This is a genomic window from Methanococcus maripaludis, from assembly GCF_002945325.1.
Lineage (GTDB): Archaea > AGJL01 > Methanococci > Methanococcales > Methanococcaceae > Methanococcus > Methanococcus maripaludis.
Genome location: NZ_CP026606.1, coordinates 470,404 through 485,911, shown reverse-complemented (window position 1 = coordinate 485,911; position 15,508 = coordinate 470,404). Strand labels below are relative to the sequence as shown.

At 32.5% G+C, this 15,508-nt stretch carries 24 protein-coding genes; 2 read left to right on the top strand and 22 right to left on the bottom strand.

The window, feature by feature from the left end; genetic code table 11:
• Positions 1-10: 10 nt before the first annotated feature.
• From MMJJ_RS02595 to MMJJ_RS02505, 21 genes are all read right to left on the bottom strand, one after another.
• On the bottom strand, positions 11-784 hold the full coding sequence (locus MMJJ_RS02595) for a hypothetical protein (RefSeq protein WP_244901553.1): 774 nt from the start codon (positions 782-784) through the stop codon (positions 11-13).
• Positions 785-2,137 (bottom strand): helicase HerA domain-containing protein, encoded by a 1,353-nt coding sequence (locus tag MMJJ_RS02590; RefSeq protein ID WP_104837555.1) that lies wholly within the window; start codon positions 2,135-2,137, stop codon positions 785-787. It lies immediately after the preceding gene.
• Between the two features lie 128 nt (positions 2,138-2,265).
• Positions 2,266-2,805, bottom strand: coding sequence for a hypothetical protein (locus MMJJ_RS02585; RefSeq protein WP_104837554.1), 540 nt, complete (start codon positions 2,803-2,805; stop codon positions 2,266-2,268).
• Between the two features lie 3 nt (positions 2,806-2,808).
• A complete protein-coding gene (locus tag MMJJ_RS09490; RefSeq protein WP_258559290.1) occupies positions 2,809-2,934 on the bottom strand; it encodes a hypothetical protein in 126 nt (41 codons plus the stop codon).
• A gap of 11 nt (positions 2,935-2,945) precedes the next feature.
• Complete coding sequence (locus tag MMJJ_RS02580) at positions 2,946-3,386, bottom strand: hypothetical protein (protein WP_104837553.1); 441 nt, start codon at positions 3,384-3,386, stop codon at positions 2,946-2,948.
• 5 nt (positions 3,387-3,391) lie between these two features.
• Entirely contained in the window at positions 3,392-3,871 is a 480-nt protein-coding gene (locus MMJJ_RS02575; protein ID WP_104837552.1) for a hypothetical protein, read from the bottom strand.
• 11 nt (positions 3,872-3,882) lie between these two features.
• On the bottom strand, positions 3,883-4,614 hold the full coding sequence (locus MMJJ_RS02570) for a hypothetical protein (RefSeq protein ID WP_104837551.1): 732 nt from the start codon (positions 4,612-4,614) through the stop codon (positions 3,883-3,885).
• Between the two features lie 5 nt (positions 4,615-4,619).
• Positions 4,620-4,748 carry a hypothetical protein gene (locus MMJJ_RS09485; protein ID WP_258559240.1) on the bottom strand — a complete coding sequence of 43 codons (129 nt, stop codon included), beginning with the start codon at positions 4,746-4,748 and terminating at the stop codon, positions 4,620-4,622.
• Positions 4,724-4,960: a hypothetical protein gene (locus MMJJ_RS02565; RefSeq protein ID WP_104837550.1), complete on the bottom strand. Its 237-nt coding sequence runs from the start codon at positions 4,958-4,960 to the stop codon at positions 4,724-4,726. Before MMJJ_RS02565 ends, MMJJ_RS09485 begins: the two co-directional genes overlap by 25 nt.
• Before the next feature lie 15 nt (positions 4,961-4,975).
• A complete protein-coding gene (locus MMJJ_RS02560) occupies positions 4,976-5,293 on the bottom strand; it encodes a hypothetical protein (protein WP_104837549.1) in 318 nt (105 codons plus the stop codon).
• A 25-nt stretch (positions 5,294-5,318) separates the two neighbouring features.
• Positions 5,319-5,723, bottom strand: a complete 405-nt coding sequence (locus MMJJ_RS02555) for a hypothetical protein (protein ID WP_244901552.1) — start codon at positions 5,721-5,723, stop codon at positions 5,319-5,321.
• A gap of 140 nt (positions 5,724-5,863) precedes the next feature.
• A complete protein-coding gene (locus tag MMJJ_RS02550) occupies positions 5,864-7,894 on the bottom strand; it encodes a hypothetical protein (RefSeq protein WP_104837548.1) in 2,031 nt (676 codons plus the stop codon).
• Complete coding sequence (locus MMJJ_RS02545; RefSeq protein ID WP_244901576.1) at positions 7,891-9,807, bottom strand: hypothetical protein; 1,917 nt, start codon at positions 9,805-9,807, stop codon at positions 7,891-7,893. The genes MMJJ_RS02550 and MMJJ_RS02545 overlap by 4 nt, the downstream gene beginning before the upstream one ends.
• Positions 9,808-9,844: 37 nt before the next feature.
• Positions 9,845-10,180, bottom strand: a complete 336-nt coding sequence (locus MMJJ_RS02540) for a hypothetical protein (protein WP_104837546.1) — start codon at positions 10,178-10,180, stop codon at positions 9,845-9,847.
• A 232-nt stretch (positions 10,181-10,412) separates the two neighbouring features.
• On the bottom strand, positions 10,413-10,835 hold the full coding sequence (locus MMJJ_RS02535; protein WP_104837545.1) for a hypothetical protein: 423 nt from the start codon (positions 10,833-10,835) through the stop codon (positions 10,413-10,415).
• Between the two features lie 252 nt (positions 10,836-11,087).
• Positions 11,088-11,939: a hypothetical protein gene (locus MMJJ_RS02530; RefSeq protein ID WP_104837544.1), complete on the bottom strand. Its 852-nt coding sequence runs from the start codon at positions 11,937-11,939 to the stop codon at positions 11,088-11,090.
• A gap of 4 nt (positions 11,940-11,943) precedes the next feature.
• A complete protein-coding gene (locus tag MMJJ_RS02525) occupies positions 11,944-12,363 on the bottom strand; it encodes a hypothetical protein (protein WP_104837543.1) in 420 nt (139 codons plus the stop codon).
• A gap of 8 nt (positions 12,364-12,371) precedes the next feature.
• Entirely contained in the window at positions 12,372-12,878 is a 507-nt protein-coding gene (locus MMJJ_RS02520; protein WP_104837542.1) for a hypothetical protein, read from the bottom strand.
• Between the two features lie 162 nt (positions 12,879-13,040).
• Positions 13,041-13,250 carry a hypothetical protein gene (locus MMJJ_RS09395; RefSeq protein ID WP_211286618.1) on the bottom strand — a complete coding sequence of 70 codons (210 nt, stop codon included), beginning with the start codon at positions 13,248-13,250 and terminating at the stop codon, positions 13,041-13,043.
• Between the two features lie 258 nt (positions 13,251-13,508).
• Positions 13,509-13,736 (bottom strand): hypothetical protein, encoded by a 228-nt coding sequence (locus MMJJ_RS02510; protein WP_211286617.1) that lies wholly within the window; start codon positions 13,734-13,736, stop codon positions 13,509-13,511.
• 131 nt (positions 13,737-13,867) lie between these two features.
• Positions 13,868-14,152, bottom strand: a complete 285-nt coding sequence (locus tag MMJJ_RS02505; protein ID WP_104837539.1) for a winged helix-turn-helix transcriptional regulator — start codon at positions 14,150-14,152, stop codon at positions 13,868-13,870.
• 246 nt (positions 14,153-14,398) lie between these two features.
• On the opposite strand from MMJJ_RS02505, the gene MMJJ_RS02500 reads away from it, so the two are divergent.
• Together MMJJ_RS02500 and MMJJ_RS02495 are read left to right on the top strand one after the other, a co-directional pair.
• Positions 14,399-14,515, top strand: coding sequence for a DUF2080 family transposase-associated protein (locus MMJJ_RS02500; RefSeq protein WP_244901551.1), 117 nt, complete (start codon positions 14,399-14,401; stop codon positions 14,513-14,515).
• The gene (locus tag MMJJ_RS02495) at positions 14,500-14,913 is read left to right on the top strand and encodes a hypothetical protein (RefSeq protein WP_104837537.1); all 414 of its coding nucleotides are present in this window, start codon (positions 14,500-14,502) and stop codon (positions 14,911-14,913) included. The genes MMJJ_RS02500 and MMJJ_RS02495 overlap by 16 nt, the downstream gene beginning before the upstream one ends.
• Positions 14,914-14,955: 42 nt before the next feature.
• Here MMJJ_RS02495 and MMJJ_RS02490 read toward each other — a convergent pair whose 3' ends face one another.
• Entirely contained in the window at positions 14,956-15,495 is a 540-nt protein-coding gene (locus tag MMJJ_RS02490; protein ID WP_104837536.1) for a hypothetical protein, read from the bottom strand.
• Between the last annotated feature and the right edge of the window lie 13 nt (positions 15,496-15,508).

Here is a 15,508-nt window from a genome sequence, read left to right as displayed (position 1 = left end):
AAAATCACCTTTACATCATTTCATTTTTCATTCTATTAATGGCATTATCAAATGAAAATTCCCCGCCTTCAAAGCTTTTTTCTTTTGTGCTCTTCCTGCTGCTTTCCTTTTCACTTCCTTTGTACATTTTCATTGTAGGATTAATGTATAACGCAGCATCGACAAGGTTTGGAATATCTTCAGATAATAAATTTTCAACCATTACTTCATAAGCCTCAGCACGTTTCCGTTCAACAATCCATGACACTCTTTGTCTTGGATCATCAGCTTCGAGAGGAACTGCATATTTCACAAAATTTGCGTATTTATCATCCCTGAAGTGATCCACAAAAAACATTATTATGTCTTCAGAAACGTCCACGCAAGATTTAGGGGCATAAACAACTGCGTAATGTCGTTTATAATTAAAAAGAGTTGATTTTATAGTTATTATTAAATCTTCAAGCCAATCCGTGGCTTTATTTTTGTATAATATTTTGTAAGTTCCTTCATCGGGAATTACTGCATGTGGATAACCAAAAACCTTCGCACCGGATCCATTATGCCAAATTAAGAGTTTTTGTCTGCACAAATATGGAGCAAGGGAGTCATATGCTTCTCTTTCTGCATTATATTCTTCTTTTTTCTTTTTTACTTTTCCAATAACGTTGAAAGTTCCCGGTTTTTCATCTTCAGTTTCATCATTTTCAATTTCTTCATTATTTTCAGATCCTTTACTTCCTGGATCAGGGCCACTTTTTTTAGTTTTTATTTTAAGGATATCGAACCAACCCAAAAAAATCACCTACAAGCTCTGTGGTTGCCTGTATTCAATATGTTCCGTGTAATCTTTATTATATGAAAAATAACCCCTAAATCGAAGTTTTCTTTTCATGTTTTCCCATTCTGAAAGACTTCCTGGTTCATCAAAATCAACGACATCTCTAAAATCAGGAATTAATTTCTCAAGAGTTTTTGTATCGGTATTTGAGGCTAATTTTCCCATTATTCCAATATGGCTCGAACCAATCAAGATATCTTTTGGGAGATTATCGGTGTACTGTGTCGCACAGATCAAATTGATACATAAAGAACGTCCTTCTCTTAAAATTTTATCAATTGCCCATTTTCCATTTTTATCTTTCATAAAGTTTTGAACTTCATCCACTACGAAAAATACTGGAATTCTGTATTTTATTGCAACGTTTATTGCATTTTGAACGACTAATTTAAAAATTAAACATTCTTCATAAGTTTCTAGTTCGGAATTTTGTGAAAAATCGAGAATATTGATTTTTTTATTTGTAAGTTTTGTTAAAAAAGAATTATCTATATCGCCTGTAAACAGTACATCCGTTTTTAAACGATTCATTGTTTCTTCGATTCGTAAATAAGTCTGAGAGGGTCCAGAATTCGGATTTTCAGAACGTTCAGTAATCAACAAAACTTCTTTTGGATCCCTAATTTTTGAAATATCCCATATATTCTTTAAAATTGCAGAATATCTGGTCTGTTCGCCCAAATTATTCATATCTGCAATTATTTCAAATGCAAGATCAGGATAAGCAAGTTTTGAATTAATCACTTCAGTTAAAGGACCATTATCAAAAGCAATGTTTTCAAGATCTCTTCGAGGTCTAAACACAAATCGCCTTGCAGGGTATGCTGCAGGACTTAAACCATGTCGTCCAAGAAGTGATTTAGTTTCGTCACTTGCCATTTTCGTGTATTTTCCGAGAATATTTGGAAAACCAATGGCAAAATCACCCATTAAACCATATTTAAGCTCCTTATCCTTTTCAATTTCTTTAACATAATGTTCAAGATAGTTCCAGATTCCTTCACCATATTTACGATATGCTTTAGCTGAACTTAGGTTTTCAGACTCTTCATGATAAATTTCAACTACTTTCTTAGGTTTTGAAGTGTCAACTTTCCTTTCAATTACAATAATTATTGGCGGAATGCCTGCATCGGAATAACTCGAATAAATTTCTTCTATCATTCCACGCATTATGGTGGTTTTTCCATAACCTGACTTTCCTAGAAGAGTAATATGGTTTGCTTCATCGTTTTTAAGGTCTAAAGTTCTTTTAGTTCTTTCTCCAAATCTTTTTGTAGGATCTGCCCTTCCAATGCCTAGATTAATACGTACCATTTTTAGACCCCCTATACCTTAAAATGCCAAAATCCCGGGGTTTGGGTACTGGCAGATACTTCCGTTACTGGCGGTACTAGTGGTACCTGACAATAAAAAAAACTAAAAAAATGGGTACCAGTCATAAATTAAATTCCAAAATCGAATTGTTTTTTCTTCCATCTGAGCACTAAAAATAACACTAAACATACTACTACTCCGACTAAAACACCAAGTTTAAAGTTATTTACAGTTTTTACAGCATTATTGTAGGCTACAGTGTTAATGTCCTTAGTATCATTGCTTTGTTTAGTTATCAGGTCTGTTATCATGTCCTGATAGCCTTCATTTTGAGTTTCTAAAATTTCTTTTTCAGCTTCTAACAGTTTAATCTTTGAATTCAGAGTTGTAATGTTTTCTTTTAGTTCAACGTTCTCAGCTTTAGCCACGATGTAGCTTGAAAGCTGTTTATCCTTTTTACTAAGCTCTTCTTTTAATGTTGTAATGTTTTGTTTCAATTCATGGATCAGGGCGTTCTGACCCGAAACCATGTTTCCATCATACACGATCAACGTCGAATAATTCAAATCATCGTAATCTGTCAAAACATAAACTGTTTCATTGTCACTTTGTGCGAAAACCCCGGGAAGAAAACAAAACAACACAATTAAAAACAGTTTTTTCTGCATGGGTTATAGCCCCACAAGATCCCTGAGAACACTGAAGTTCACTGTCAAAAATCCTGAAATATATGAGAAAACCACTAAAGCAGTGCAAATTATTAAACTTGTGTAGCATCCTTTTGCATACTGTCCCATAAAATCACCTTTTAAAATAATCCTTCCATATCTACATAGCCCTTTTCACGATTTACAGTAATGTAACCCATAAATCTACCAGTTGAGCCATTATCTCCAAAATAAAATTTAAATTTCCAATAATTTTCGGACTCTTCGATTGATTTGGGTTCGACTCTGATCATCAAGCCCTTTGACTCTAATGAATTACCATATTCTTTTTCAATGTACTCTTTAGCAAGATAATATGCTTCTACTCCACCGATTTCATACATCTTTGGCGGTTTAGTCAATTCTGATTTTGAACCGTCTTTATAATACACGGTTTCATTTGAAATGATGTATCCTGATGAAGGATAACCAAATTTCAATAATTTTAACTGAATAATCTCTTCATCTGATTTGGATGAGTTTGCTATTTGGAAAACAATCAAAAAAATAACTAAAAAAGTGAAGAAAATTATTTTCTTCATTTCAATCACCCTGTGATTCCAGGGATTGGCGGTATTATGGCAATGTTGTGGCCAAGTGTCGCAGCAGTTGCACCGATCCACACGAATAGTAATAATTCATCATCTCCAGTTTCTGGAGCCAGGACATATACTGCACATATTCCTGCAGCTACAAGTGCAGGTGCTGAAATTGAACCTAATGATAAACTAATTGTTCCAAGTATTCCGTAAAGAACAGCAATAAATGCGATTAATCCAATAACAACTGATTTTAACATGTGATTTGATGTGTTGTTAGGAATTAATTTATTATAAATGCCTGAAACATCTGCAAATTTGTCGAGAGCTTCAATTAACAGAATTACTGCAAAAGGGATAGACGAAAGAGAAGTTGCAATTTCAGAAATTGTAACTACTTGTGTTCCAGTCCACCAGAGTAAAATTCCAATCACAATTGAAGCAGCAGAGGCTTTTGGAAGCCAAACATCAAAAGAAAAATTGGCCATGAAATATCACCTTATCCGGCAATTGTGATATTAATCCATTCAGCACTTTCAGCAGGGAGTCTTGATGTGTTTCCATCACAGACAATTTCTAAGTAGTAATAAAGATCTGTTTCAGCAGCATCTGCAGTAAATTCAAAAGTTCCTGGAAGATCCAATGCGGTTGAATTTACAGTATTTGTGAATGTTGTGTTATCGTATGAAGTGAATAATAAAACATCAGCAGTTTTATTGTCTTCTGAAGCGGAAAGCGAGAATAAAACAATTCCTGTGGTGTTATCAAAGTCAGATACTGCAGTGAACGTCAAAAGATCTGTATTTTCTTCAGTAGTGTTTGAAACAATTATTTCAACAGTTTCATAAGATCCTGCATCTGTAGGCAATCTGTAAGTTTTGTCACTGTACGAAACTACAGCGTAATAGTAAAGGTTTTCTTCTCCTTCTTCAGGCGTTACTTCAACATCAATAGGGAATGCCACGTCTTCGAAGGTATTTGTTTTTGTAAATGTTACTTCATCATATGAAACATATAGTTCAATTGAATCTGCGGTTATATTTTCTTTTGAAGCATTGAATGTAATTAAAACGTCCCCCGTTTCACTGTTAAATACTGCATCTGATGAGAATGTTGTTCCGGTAGGTACAATAATTCCCCCTGCATCATCCTGACTTAAGTAATACCACGTTCCTGCAGCAACGAGGATCACTGCAATCGCAAGGCCAATCCATATATTATTTTTAGCCATTAGTTTCACCTTTTAGATTTTTTACCTGCCTTTTTCTTCATTTCACTTCGATTCTTTTGAATCACGTTTCCTTTTCCGTCAACGTAGACGAAAGATCCTTTTTTTCGTTTTACCTTACCAATAATTTCTGCCATTCAATACCTCCAATTAAATAATTAACCTGTTCAATGATTTCCGAAAAATCAACGTTTGAAAAATCCAGAAATCCAAAATAACTTATTGAAAAAACAACTGCGGTGGCAAGAATTATTGCCTTAATATTTTTAATTAAAAGAGTTACAAGCATTATTATAACAATCTGAATCCAATAAGCTTGAATTATTGGAATTATTGATTCAAAGTTCACATAAACTCACCACCACTATTTTTTAGCGGAATAAGCGACTATTGCACCGACACATGCCCCAAGCATGATCCTTGAACATTCAAGGAAAATCTGGGAAACATCTTGGTAAAAATACATTAAAATAAGTACAATTAAAACAAAAGAAGCGATTAAATCGCCTAAATTCCATTTATCAGAACCTATTTTCCAAACGCATAATAAAACAATTAGTGTTGGAACAATCCAAGAAAGAAGTCCCGATAATCCAAAACCCTGACCAATAACTTCCACTTGTGGTTTTAAAACCATTGACAGGATAAAAGATAAGATAACTACAATTAATTGATTAATCATAATTTACACCTACATTTTAAACCACCTAAAGCCCAAAGCCTGAGAAACTTGGTATTATTGACAAGTACGCGAACTTTGTTGCAATTGTTGCACCAACAAACATGTATAAAAGAAGTTTTTCTTTTCCAGTGTTTGGGGCAAGTAGGTACAATGCAAAGATTGCTGCAACTACCACGCTTGAAGCACCTGCTGAACCAATTGAAAGAGTAATTGAACCAGACAAGGCCCAAAGTGTTACAAAGAACATGCAAACTATCGTTATAATGGTTAATCCAATAGCTACATGTCCAGAATAGTTTTTAAAAAGGGGAGTGTATACAACTTTATTCATGTCCACTATTGTATCTAAGAGTTCAGCCATTAAGTAAAATACAAATGGAACTGCTGCAAGGCCCCGAACAACATCAGAACCCATAACAGAATTATTCATTATATACCACATCAGGCCTGCAAAACCAACACCACACCCGACCATTTTCAAAGAAAAGATTAGCCAATGGGGCAATGATTTAGGGCTTGAGCTATTTGGGTTTGAAGCCAAAAAAATCACCTAAAAAAAGTTTTAAAGAATTATAATACTTTAATGACAATTGCTGCACCACAGACGAGGACTATGACTACAACAATAATTAAAACAGTGTTTGGAACGTCACCGATACCAAAACCAGACTTAAACTGATCCCACCATTCAGAAATGGTGGATCCTGCAGTAAACCATAAACTGGGTTCGTATTCAGATGCCAAACTTTCAAGTTTTTCAGCATTACTTGCAAGTGCATTTCCCTGATCATCAAGTCCTAAATTGTATTTTTCTGCAGCTTCACTCCAGTAATCCCCTGCTGGTTCATAGATATCCCCTGCAAGATAAGTGTAAACTTTTACCTCTTCAGGATCATCAGTATTTTTCGCCTTTTCATAGTATTCAAAGGCTTTTTCATAATCTTCTAAAGCGTTTGAAATTGCATTACTTGCTTTTTCGTTATCTTCGTATTTTCCAGATTCAATTTCTGCAACGTACTGTTTTTCTTTTAAACTGTTTTCAGAAATTTCAATGATTTCTGTAATTCTTTCAGTATCTGAATCAGAAATTGAGCCATCCGAAAGTAACTCAAGAATTTCTTCTTTGAATTCTTCAGATAATGAGTATTTCACGTTGTCAATTACAGAGATTCTTGGCTGGATAATGCACCATACTGGAAGTGCTGAGTCAATATCATCGTCAACATCCGCAATTACAATAAAATAGGTTTCAAAAGCTTCTGTAGAATCGTCTTTTAGATAATTAAGCGAAGTTGTAACCCCATTATGGACTGCCATATTCTGGAAGTTTCCAGGAGTTTCTGAAGCAATTGTTGCAACCCCATCATCTCTTAATTTTAGGACTAAGGCCCTATAATCATCTTCAATAGTTACTGGAACCGGCTTTAAATTCTCAGGTTGTCCAACAAGGATAAATTTGTACTGTGCTGATGAATTGTAGCAGTGTACAGGACTTGCCCAAACTCGACCAATAATGTTTGAAGTTGCTCCATTTGCATAAGAAGAATAGGCTATTGGGGTTACTTCGTTTACGAATTTAGTTGGGAGGGATCCATCAGCTCCATCAACATAATAAACACCGTTGTGTATTCTATCCCATGCTTCAAGGGTTGTAAGTTTTGTATCTATTGTAATTGTTTTATCATATTCTTCCCAGGTTTTCCATACTTCTAGACCCGTTATCGGATCCAGTTTGTATCCTGATTCTTCTTTGTACAGTTTTGCATATCCATTAATTTCAACAACAAGTTCAAACTCTTTAACTTCTGCTCCTAAGAGCTCCTGAAGAATTTCTCTATCTGGGGCATTTGTTACTTGCGATTTTGCCTTTCCAATGTATGGATCAGGCGCTTTCATTGTGAAATTTAAAATATATTCTTCAATTGAATCGGGATAATCATTTGATTCTTCTTGAAGTTTTATATCATCTGAATATGTCCTTTCATTCCATTTAACGCCATCAGAATCTACAAGGTATATTTTTACACTTTCAATTTTTACATAGGAACTTTTTGAGCCAGTTAATGCTTCATCAAACTTCAACTGAACTGGAAACGCTGAAAACCCATATATTTTGTCAGGTCCTTTCATCGAAACTGAAACGTCTGATAAAGTCCCTGAAGTTTTAAACGAGTATGTTCCAATTCCGGACTCTAATTTATCTTTGATTTCTGCAATATCCTTTGCTGCAGATTCTTCTGAGTATTGTCGGTATCCTGCAAGTTCTTCGTAGACGTAAGAACCATTTACATATTCTTCATCAGTCACGTTCGTCTTTACAGCTCCCGTAACTGCTGCAGATTCTTCTACGTCTTTTCCTGTAGCCCACCTATACGCATAATCGACTGCAATCGCTCCACCAATTCCAATTCCTGCAACAACAAGTACGGGAGCTCCGGCAGTTACTGCAACTGCACCAAGTGCAACTCCCCCAACACCAAGGGCTGCTACATCATCCCATCCTGCATTTAATTCATGTCCCAATACCGAAATAGCATTCGCAGAGGGTAGAGAAGCAATTAAAAAAATGCAGAAAATAGAAAATAGTTTTGAATTCATCATTTTTTCAGCCTCAATGCTGCAAATGTTCCCGCAATTAAAAGAACTGCAGCAGCTAAAAGAATTAGTGTAGTGTTACCCCCAGGAACTGAAGCCAGGAAAAGTGAACTAGTCGAAATTGTTAAAACAATATTTCCAGAATATATCGGCTCTGTATCTCCTTCATTGAATACTTCAAGTGTTAACTGGTAGTATTCCATTTCAAGACCTTCAGGAACTTCAAACGAAATGTCAACTGTTTTTTCAACTGTTCCAGGGGCGATTGAAAACGTTTTATCAACTGTTTCATTGTAAAATGGACACGATAATTCAGCAGTATAGTATTTTACGCTTTCAGTCGGGTTTGAAATTTTAAACTGCACTGTAGCAACATTTCCGGGAGATGCAGTTAAAAAATCACTAATTAATGATACAGGCTCGATTATTTCAATCGAATAGTATGATTTAACAGTTCCAGATTTTGCGTTCAATTCAAGAGTGTATTCTCCTGCGTCTTCAATTGGAACTTCAAACGTGTAATCGCAGTATTCTAAAAGATTTGTGCTTGAACTCCACTTTTCAGTTCCTGATTCATCATACAAAACCATAAGAACAGAATATGATTCACCAGACATATCTGTTAAAGTTACGTCATTCGAACCAATGGCCCATTGATCAGGTGTTTCAAATAAAAACGGAAGTTCTAACACATTATAATTAATCGTTTCTAAGTTTGTATAGGCTGTTCCTTCGATATCTGTTGCAGATAATTCGACAGTAAACGCCCTTTCACCCCAGGACGACGTAGTTTTAAAATCAATTACAATATTTTGGGGGCTTGACATATCGCCAATAATGTAAGATCCATCAGCTGTTTTTGGGAGTTCTTGTGTTTGATAATAAACTTTGTTTACTTCTACTCCTGAAACTCTCAATTTTGTAGCATATGCTGTTTTAACCGGGATTACATCCATTGAAAGAGAAGCGACTGAATTTGGATAGATATTTCCAGAAAATTCTTTTGAAACTTGGAAAATGGCATTTCTTGGGGTCATTGAAACATATATTTCACTATTGTTTTCTGTAGCTACCGTAAATGTTTTTAAAGTGTCCCAGTATCCATCTTTAACGAATTTTAATGTAGTTTCGCCAAGAAACAAAGACAAAGCCAAATACCCGCCGTTATCTGTTGTTCCCAAAAATTCGTTATTTTGATTATTGTATATATCGACTGCGGGTTCTGTGTATATATCAATGGTTGCCCGTTCTGGTGGCGTGTATATCTCGGATACTGTAAAATCGCACCTATCATCTGGCGAATACGTGGCAGAATCCACATAATCAAATAATACGATAGAAGCAGTTAATTTATCATAACCATTTAAGTTTTTCCAATGAATAGCGAGTACATTATTTTGAAAAAATGTACTGGATAGATATTGAGTTTTTGAAGCGTCCCCCGAACATGAAACTACCGTCGCATCGTTAAGGAGCAAGGTTAAATAATTTTGGCTGTATGTGTTAGAAATCCATGCATAAACATAGCCTATTTGGGAACCTGTCATATTCAGATCGACATACTGATAAAATGAGTCACCATACGGAGTATATGCTTGACCGTCAAGTAATATCACGGTCATGGGAGTTCTTTCCCCATTTTTATAAACATCAAAAGCCCCTGCAAAAGGTAATACTTTATTTGTTGTACTTATTATTGAACAAAACCGCCCAAGGTCATTTTCTGACTCAAAATAAATAGTTTGACTGTCAATGCCAGATATTACTGGTGCGGACACGCTAAAATCATAAGCAGATAATGTCGAAATAACTAAATCTTGTGACATTGTGTCATCTGAAAGAATGACATAAAATTCTGTGGCGGTACACATATCTGGAACAGTAGGGTTTACGGCATTAACTGTACCAACTGCACACATTAAAACCAACAAAAAAAGAAAATAACGTTTTATCAAATTAACCACCCACCAAAACGGTGTTTAATGCACTTTGCAAAATAACATAATCTTTCAGGTGGTTTTTATGTCGTTTTAACTTGATAATCGAATTAAAAAAGTCTTTCTTTTGAATTTCAGATAAATTCAAATCTTTAGCAATTTTTCCTGCATTTATTTTCAAACTCTGAATGTTTGAACATTTCGCCTGATTTTTAACAAAACCAGTCTGTAAAACACTGCAATTCTTGTTACTCGTATGAACATTGACAGCTTTGACTTCGGATTTGTGATAATCCCTTTCAAAATGTTCAACAGGCTTTAAACAATACGGACAGATTTTAATCAAAATAATCACCTTAAAAAGAGGGGGAAATGAGGATATTTAAAAAAGTCGATAGAGTTATCACGGGGCTTATCTTATTTTTCAACGATTGATAAATCTCAAAATAAGAATTAAAAAAATTTACTCTACCTGATTAAATAAAAGAGCTTATATTATTTATAATTTATTGAAATAACGTTTTAAATTCGTTTTTTAGCTTTAAAATCAAAGAAAAATAGTTAAAAAAATATTATAAATTACATCCTTAATTTTTAGATTCATCCCACCAAGATAAATTCTCGTAATTAAATTTTATAGTTTTGATTTCCTCATCTTTGAGATATTCTCCAATTTTTTTGTCAGTCATCTTCCATGAGCATGCGGCCTTATTAGGGGGATGTATTTTCAACAGCTTTTCTTTTGAAATGATGAACAGGTACATAGTATTTTTTAAATCGAACACTAGTGCAAAGTAAGGAATGCATCCAAATGCCTCGCATGCCAAATCAACCTTGTCAAAATCACTATTCTTGATGTTTAACGAAGTATTTTCAGTATTTTCTGACCTGGACCTACCTTTAACAGAAATTCCCATTAATTCATCTGTTTCTTTGTTTTTTGCGATTAAATCTATACCTGTATGATCAACCCTCGCACATTCAAAACCCGATTTTGAAAGCCAGTACAATACAATATATTCTGAAAAATCACCCGTTATTTTAGAATGTCTAGAACTCTTGTTTATTTCGATTTTAACACCCCTTATAGTAATATTTCTTTAATCCCTGAATAATATCACATTGTAAATGGTCGCATAAATAATTTAAAGGTTTATTCATGGGCGTTTATTACTATTTAAAAAGAGCAATTTAAGATAAGAATTCTTAAAATTAAAAGGATAAGGTTATTTTAAAATTTAAAAAAGAAATTTTAAAAACAATTAAACTTTTTCATAATGGTCTAAAAGGGCGTTAATCTTTCTTATTTCATAATGATCCTTACCCTGAAAAGTTTTTAAAAAATGTCTTGAAATGATTAAATACGCAATTAATTCTTTATTATGGCCGTTTAAAACTTCTTCCAGATACGTAGCAAAACCTTTTGTACCCACTGACCAAGGATAAGAAGAAGTACCTCTCTTTTCATTTTCCGGAACGTTAAATTTTTCATATATGCTATCGCAGACTCTGTAATCAATTGTTACAAAATCGGTAGCATTTAATAATATTGCAAGAACATATAATATGTGTTCACCAACATTCTTTTTTCCGGAGGCATTATACTGAAAGATCTTGTCAGTATCCTGAGCTATAAGTTTAATTAAATTAATTAAAAGACCGTCTTGGAGAGGATATTCTTTCCGATTTGGCAATATATTATCATATACGGTTTTTCCACAATAACAGTCGTTTATGAAGCTTTCTAGATCATGCACATAAATACCATTATTTTTAAGTTCATTATAATAACTATTAAAAAAATCATCACGATAAACTTTCCTTAATTCATCAAAAAAATTTTTCATATTGTTATCTAACTTATCGGATTCGTAGTATTTTGTTTGAATTTCATCGCCCAACGTTGATAATGTAAATCTTTTAAATTTAATTTTAAGTGCCTTGGATTTAATAAAAGAGTCTATTTCATTATCATATACGGTTTTTTCAGTGTGAAAATGCTGTTTTGAAAAAAAAGGAGCTGAATAATGTTGCTCATACTTTAATATTAGTAATAAACAGTAAAGTACACATGTATCAATGCATACATCGTTAATGATCCCCCCAACTTTCATTTAATTATTCCCCCTTTTTAGCATCTAATTTTTCCTCAATATCTTCCATCAATGCGACTGTTCCTTTTAAAAGTATTTCTGTAAGTACAGATTTTACATTTCTTTGTTTATTTTTACTTTTTCTCAATTCCATTGACTGCAATATTGTTTCGTAAATATCATCATTAACATAATCCGGAAGAATATCTAAGCTATACAGTAATCTATAATTTCTAATGTAGTTCATAACTCTTTTTTTATCGTTATGCACAATTTCAGGGTTTAATTCTTCATCTTTTTCAAAAGAACGTTGGAATATTAATGTATTACTTTGGATGTTTAAAATTTCATCTTCTTCCTGATTTTTATAATGTTTTTCAAAACTATCATCTAAATAGTTTGAATGTTCAAAAGTTTCTGAATTAATTGTAAGCATTTCCCCCATTTTTTCACCTACATTTCAGACAGTACTTCTATGATATTTATTAATTCGTCAGAGGTACATTCAAAGTTAATTATTTTTTTTGTACCATCTTCATTTGATAAAACTATTTTAATTAATTTGGATTTGTATTCGTTGTTAGCACTGTCGGTTTTACGTAAATTCATTAAACTTATTTTTTCGAAAAGTGGGCATACCTGTGATTTAAACATTTCGTATTTTTCACCAAAACTTTCATGATATAAATTCTTAAGAACGTATTTTGAAGTTTCAGTTTCATCACTTTTCTTCTCTATAACTTTTTTGTTAATTATTCCAAAAATTTCTCTAAAATATAGATCAATCTTGTTTTTAGGTATTCCTTGTTTTTCACATTCTGATTTAACGTCATTGTTAACACTCATGCCAATATTATTCTTCATTACAGTTACGGCATATTTTGGAGTATTTTCATATTTTTTTAAAATATCAACCATTTTTTTAATATGTTCAAAGTTCTCAGAATTTTTTCCTGGCATGTTTTCATCCCTTAAAAGAATATAATTTACTTTTCTCAAAACGTTATATATTTTTTTCGATATTGTCCTTAATTTTTTATGTAGTTTTCCCAATAATAATTTTATTTTTTCTATAATTTAATTGACATTGTTCTTGTTTTGAATTAAACTTATTCACCAAATTTAAAATAACAATTTGAAAATTATTCCAGAAAGTAAAATAATTATTAAACTTAAAAAACCTATAATTGCGTCTTTATCAAAAATTTTAGTAACTATCCTTTTAAAACTGATGTTGCTTTTTACCTCAAGATCATATTCTTTAAAAATATTCAGGATTTCAGTATATTCTTTAAAGTAATATACTGAGCAGCAAAGTATTGCCAACATCATTACTACCGAAAGTATACTAAATAATTCATCCTCTGTTTGATGTCCTATTATAAACTTGATAGAATGCCAAAATATTAAAATAGCCCATAATCCGGAACATATTGAAAATGCGATATAGTTAATAAATAAAAATTGTATTATCGATATAGATGGAGGGTATATCTTATATTCGGGCATATTTTCGATATAATAATATTTTTTAAAAATATTAATTGATTTATAAGAATTTTTTAGATCTTTGGCCGCTTTTTTTATATCCTACATTAACATGAGGCATACCATAAGGATTAATGCTATGTATAATGACGCTAATTTCAAAATTAAAAACGGATCTGTAGTAATATTAAAAATTAAACTGAATATTGGAATTGAAGCTACCCATGCCCCGATCATCATATTTATCTGATTTTTTATTTTGGTATCATAATACCGATAGTCAGAATATGCTTGATCCAGTTCGAATTTTAAATAATCTTTTTTTTCCAAATTATCGCCCACATTTCCACCTTTAATCAATTTTCCCTCAATCAATAAACATTAATTAAATTAAGAAGACATAAATCCTTCTTTAAAGTAAATCTTACAAAATACAAATTTAAAATAATATTAAGCTTATTTTAGTCAAATTTTCCTGCTTGAATTTCGTCCAAGTAAGTATATGCTTTTAAAACTTCTAAACCCCTTTTAGTAATCGCATAAAACACTTTTGACATCCTTTTTGATTCATCTTCTGCTGTCCTTGTAACTAACTCAAAATCTAAAAATGCATTTAAAGTATCCGTTAATACCCTGCCATCTATCCCCAATTCTTTTTTAATTTCCCCGAAATGAAGTCCTTCTTCTTTTTCTGCGAGTAATTCCAATACTGCTCTAGAATTTTTCTTTGCTAATGCACTTATCATCCAATCCAACTCATATTATCATTAGAGATGAATGTGTAATTAAAGATATATTATTCTCTAGTGAGGTTTTTATCATTAGTGATATAATTTCGTAAATTTTATATAGTTGGATATCCACTAGTTTATTAGTGAGTAATTACTCACTAGTGAAATACATACCCGCCTGAACAGCACCCCTTAATTTTATTTTTTTTAAAAATAAAGAGATGATGAAGAATCAAAAATGAAAAAACAATTGAAAAGAACGTGAAACCATTCGGAAACACTGGACACATAACATTACCTAAAAAACTAGTTGGAAAACAAGTAGAAGTTAAAATTAAAGAAGATGAAAAAGGTGAAAAGAAATGTCAGCAGAAATAGAAGAAAAAGTTTTAAGAAATCTAAAAAGCCACGAAGAATTGAGCGATATTTTAAAATCAACACTTTATAAAATGTCTTTAGAAGGTTTTGAAGCATTCGAAGACTACAAAAATTACGCAAATCCAGATTCATTCTCAAACGTTGTTAAAAAAATTGAATGGGTCGAACTGGTTGAAGATGACCGGTTGTCAGTTCACAAATTGCAGAAAATCAAATTACCCGACCTTTCAACAAAAACCACAGAAATCATGTCAGAAGGCAATTTAACAATAGATCAGTTCTTAGTTGGATATATTGTCCCAGAAGATAAGGTAATCGAAGAAATCAAATCCGGAAACGAATTATATTATGTAAAAGATGCTGATTTATTCTACAAAATCAATGTCGACGAATTTTAACTTTTATTAAAGAATAATCCTGGAGTCATCATGAAAAATAGATTAACAAATAATCCTTGAAACATCTTCTAAACACTGAATTCTCCAGGGTTCAAGCTCTTTTAACTTTAATTTACACTTTACTTTTTCAAGAGGACATAAAAATGCGTTATCAGGATCATTTGGACAGCCGCCAAGACCAAATGCAAAGTAAACAGGGGTTTCTACTCTTTCAGAAAATTCTTTAAACGAATCAATCTGATCAGGCCTTGCCCAATCGTAAAAATTATTATATAAATATCCTCTGAATTTACATTTTAAATAAAAATAATCGCTATTTTCCTTTAAAATTACTTTATAGTCGGGTTCGTTTTTAAATTTACATTCTCGATTCATTATTTTAAAATAATTTGGAGGAAACACTTTTTCAGAAATATAATTTTTAAAAAGAGCAGACTTTTTTAAAGAGCGTTTTTTCTTATCCCAGTAGCTTTGGGACTTTGAATAGTTATTTTCTCCTTTGCCGTTGTAATTTAAAACAAGAGTTTCTACTTTTTCAATCTGAATTATTTGGGTCTCGCCATATAATTTATTTTTAAACATTTTTCTCACACGG

Excerpts from the sequence above, each read along its gene's own strand:
- MMJJ_RS02590 (WP_104837555.1), bottom strand. The coding sequence starts at position 2,137 with ATGGTACGTATTAATCTAGGCATTGGAAGGGCAGATCCTACAAAAAGA.
- MMJJ_RS02550 (WP_104837548.1), bottom strand. The coding sequence starts at position 7,894 with ATGATGAATTCAAAACTATTTTCTATTTTCTGCATTTTTTTAATTGCT.
- MMJJ_RS02490 (WP_104837536.1), bottom strand. The coding sequence starts at position 15,495 with ATGTTTAAAAATAAATTATATGGCGAGACCCAAATAATTCAGATTGAA.
- MMJJ_RS09485 (WP_258559240.1), bottom strand. The coding sequence starts at position 4,748 with ATGGCAGAAATTATTGGTAAGGTAAAACGAAAAAAAGGATCTTTCGTC.
- MMJJ_RS02575 (WP_104837552.1), bottom strand. The coding sequence starts at position 3,871 with ATGGCCAATTTTTCTTTTGATGTTTGGCTTCCAAAAGCCTCTGCTGCT.
- MMJJ_RS02520 (WP_104837542.1), bottom strand. The coding sequence starts at position 12,878 with ATGCCAGGAAAAAATTCTGAGAACTTTGAACATATTAAAAAAATGGTT.
- MMJJ_RS09395 (WP_211286618.1), bottom strand. The coding sequence starts at position 13,250 with ATGATGTTGGCAATACTTTGCTGCTCAGTATATTACTTTAAAGAATAT.
- MMJJ_RS02495 (WP_104837537.1), top strand. The coding sequence starts at position 14,500 with ATGTCAGCAGAAATAGAAGAAAAAGTTTTAAGAAATCTAAAAAGCCAC.
- MMJJ_RS02525 (WP_104837543.1), bottom strand. The coding sequence starts at position 12,363 with ATGGGGGAAATGCTTACAATTAATTCAGAAACTTTTGAACATTCAAAC.
- MMJJ_RS02505 (WP_104837539.1), bottom strand. The coding sequence starts at position 14,152 with ATGATAAGTGCATTAGCAAAGAAAAATTCTAGAGCAGTATTGGAATTA.
- MMJJ_RS02560 (WP_104837549.1), bottom strand. The coding sequence starts at position 5,293 with ATGATTAATCAATTAATTGTAGTTATCTTATCTTTTATCCTGTCAATG.
- MMJJ_RS09490 (WP_258559290.1), bottom strand. The coding sequence starts at position 2,934 with ATGGGACAGTATGCAAAAGGATGCTACACAAGTTTAATAATTTGCACT.
- MMJJ_RS02530 (WP_104837544.1), bottom strand. The coding sequence starts at position 11,939 with ATGAAAGTTGGGGGGATCATTAACGATGTATGCATTGATACATGTGTA.
- MMJJ_RS02545 (WP_244901576.1), bottom strand. The coding sequence starts at position 9,807 with ATGTGTGCAGTTGGTACAGTTAATGCCGTAAACCCTACTGTTCCAGAT.
- MMJJ_RS02580 (WP_104837553.1), bottom strand. The coding sequence starts at position 3,386 with ATGAAGAAAATAATTTTCTTCACTTTTTTAGTTATTTTTTTGATTGTT.
- MMJJ_RS02585 (WP_104837554.1), bottom strand. The coding sequence starts at position 2,805 with ATGCAGAAAAAACTGTTTTTAATTGTGTTGTTTTGTTTTCTTCCCGGG.
- MMJJ_RS02555 (WP_244901552.1), bottom strand. The coding sequence starts at position 5,723 with ATGAATAATTCTGTTATGGGTTCTGATGTTGTTCGGGGCCTTGCAGCA.
- MMJJ_RS02570 (WP_104837551.1), bottom strand. The coding sequence starts at position 4,614 with ATGGCTAAAAATAATATATGGATTGGCCTTGCGATTGCAGTGATCCTC.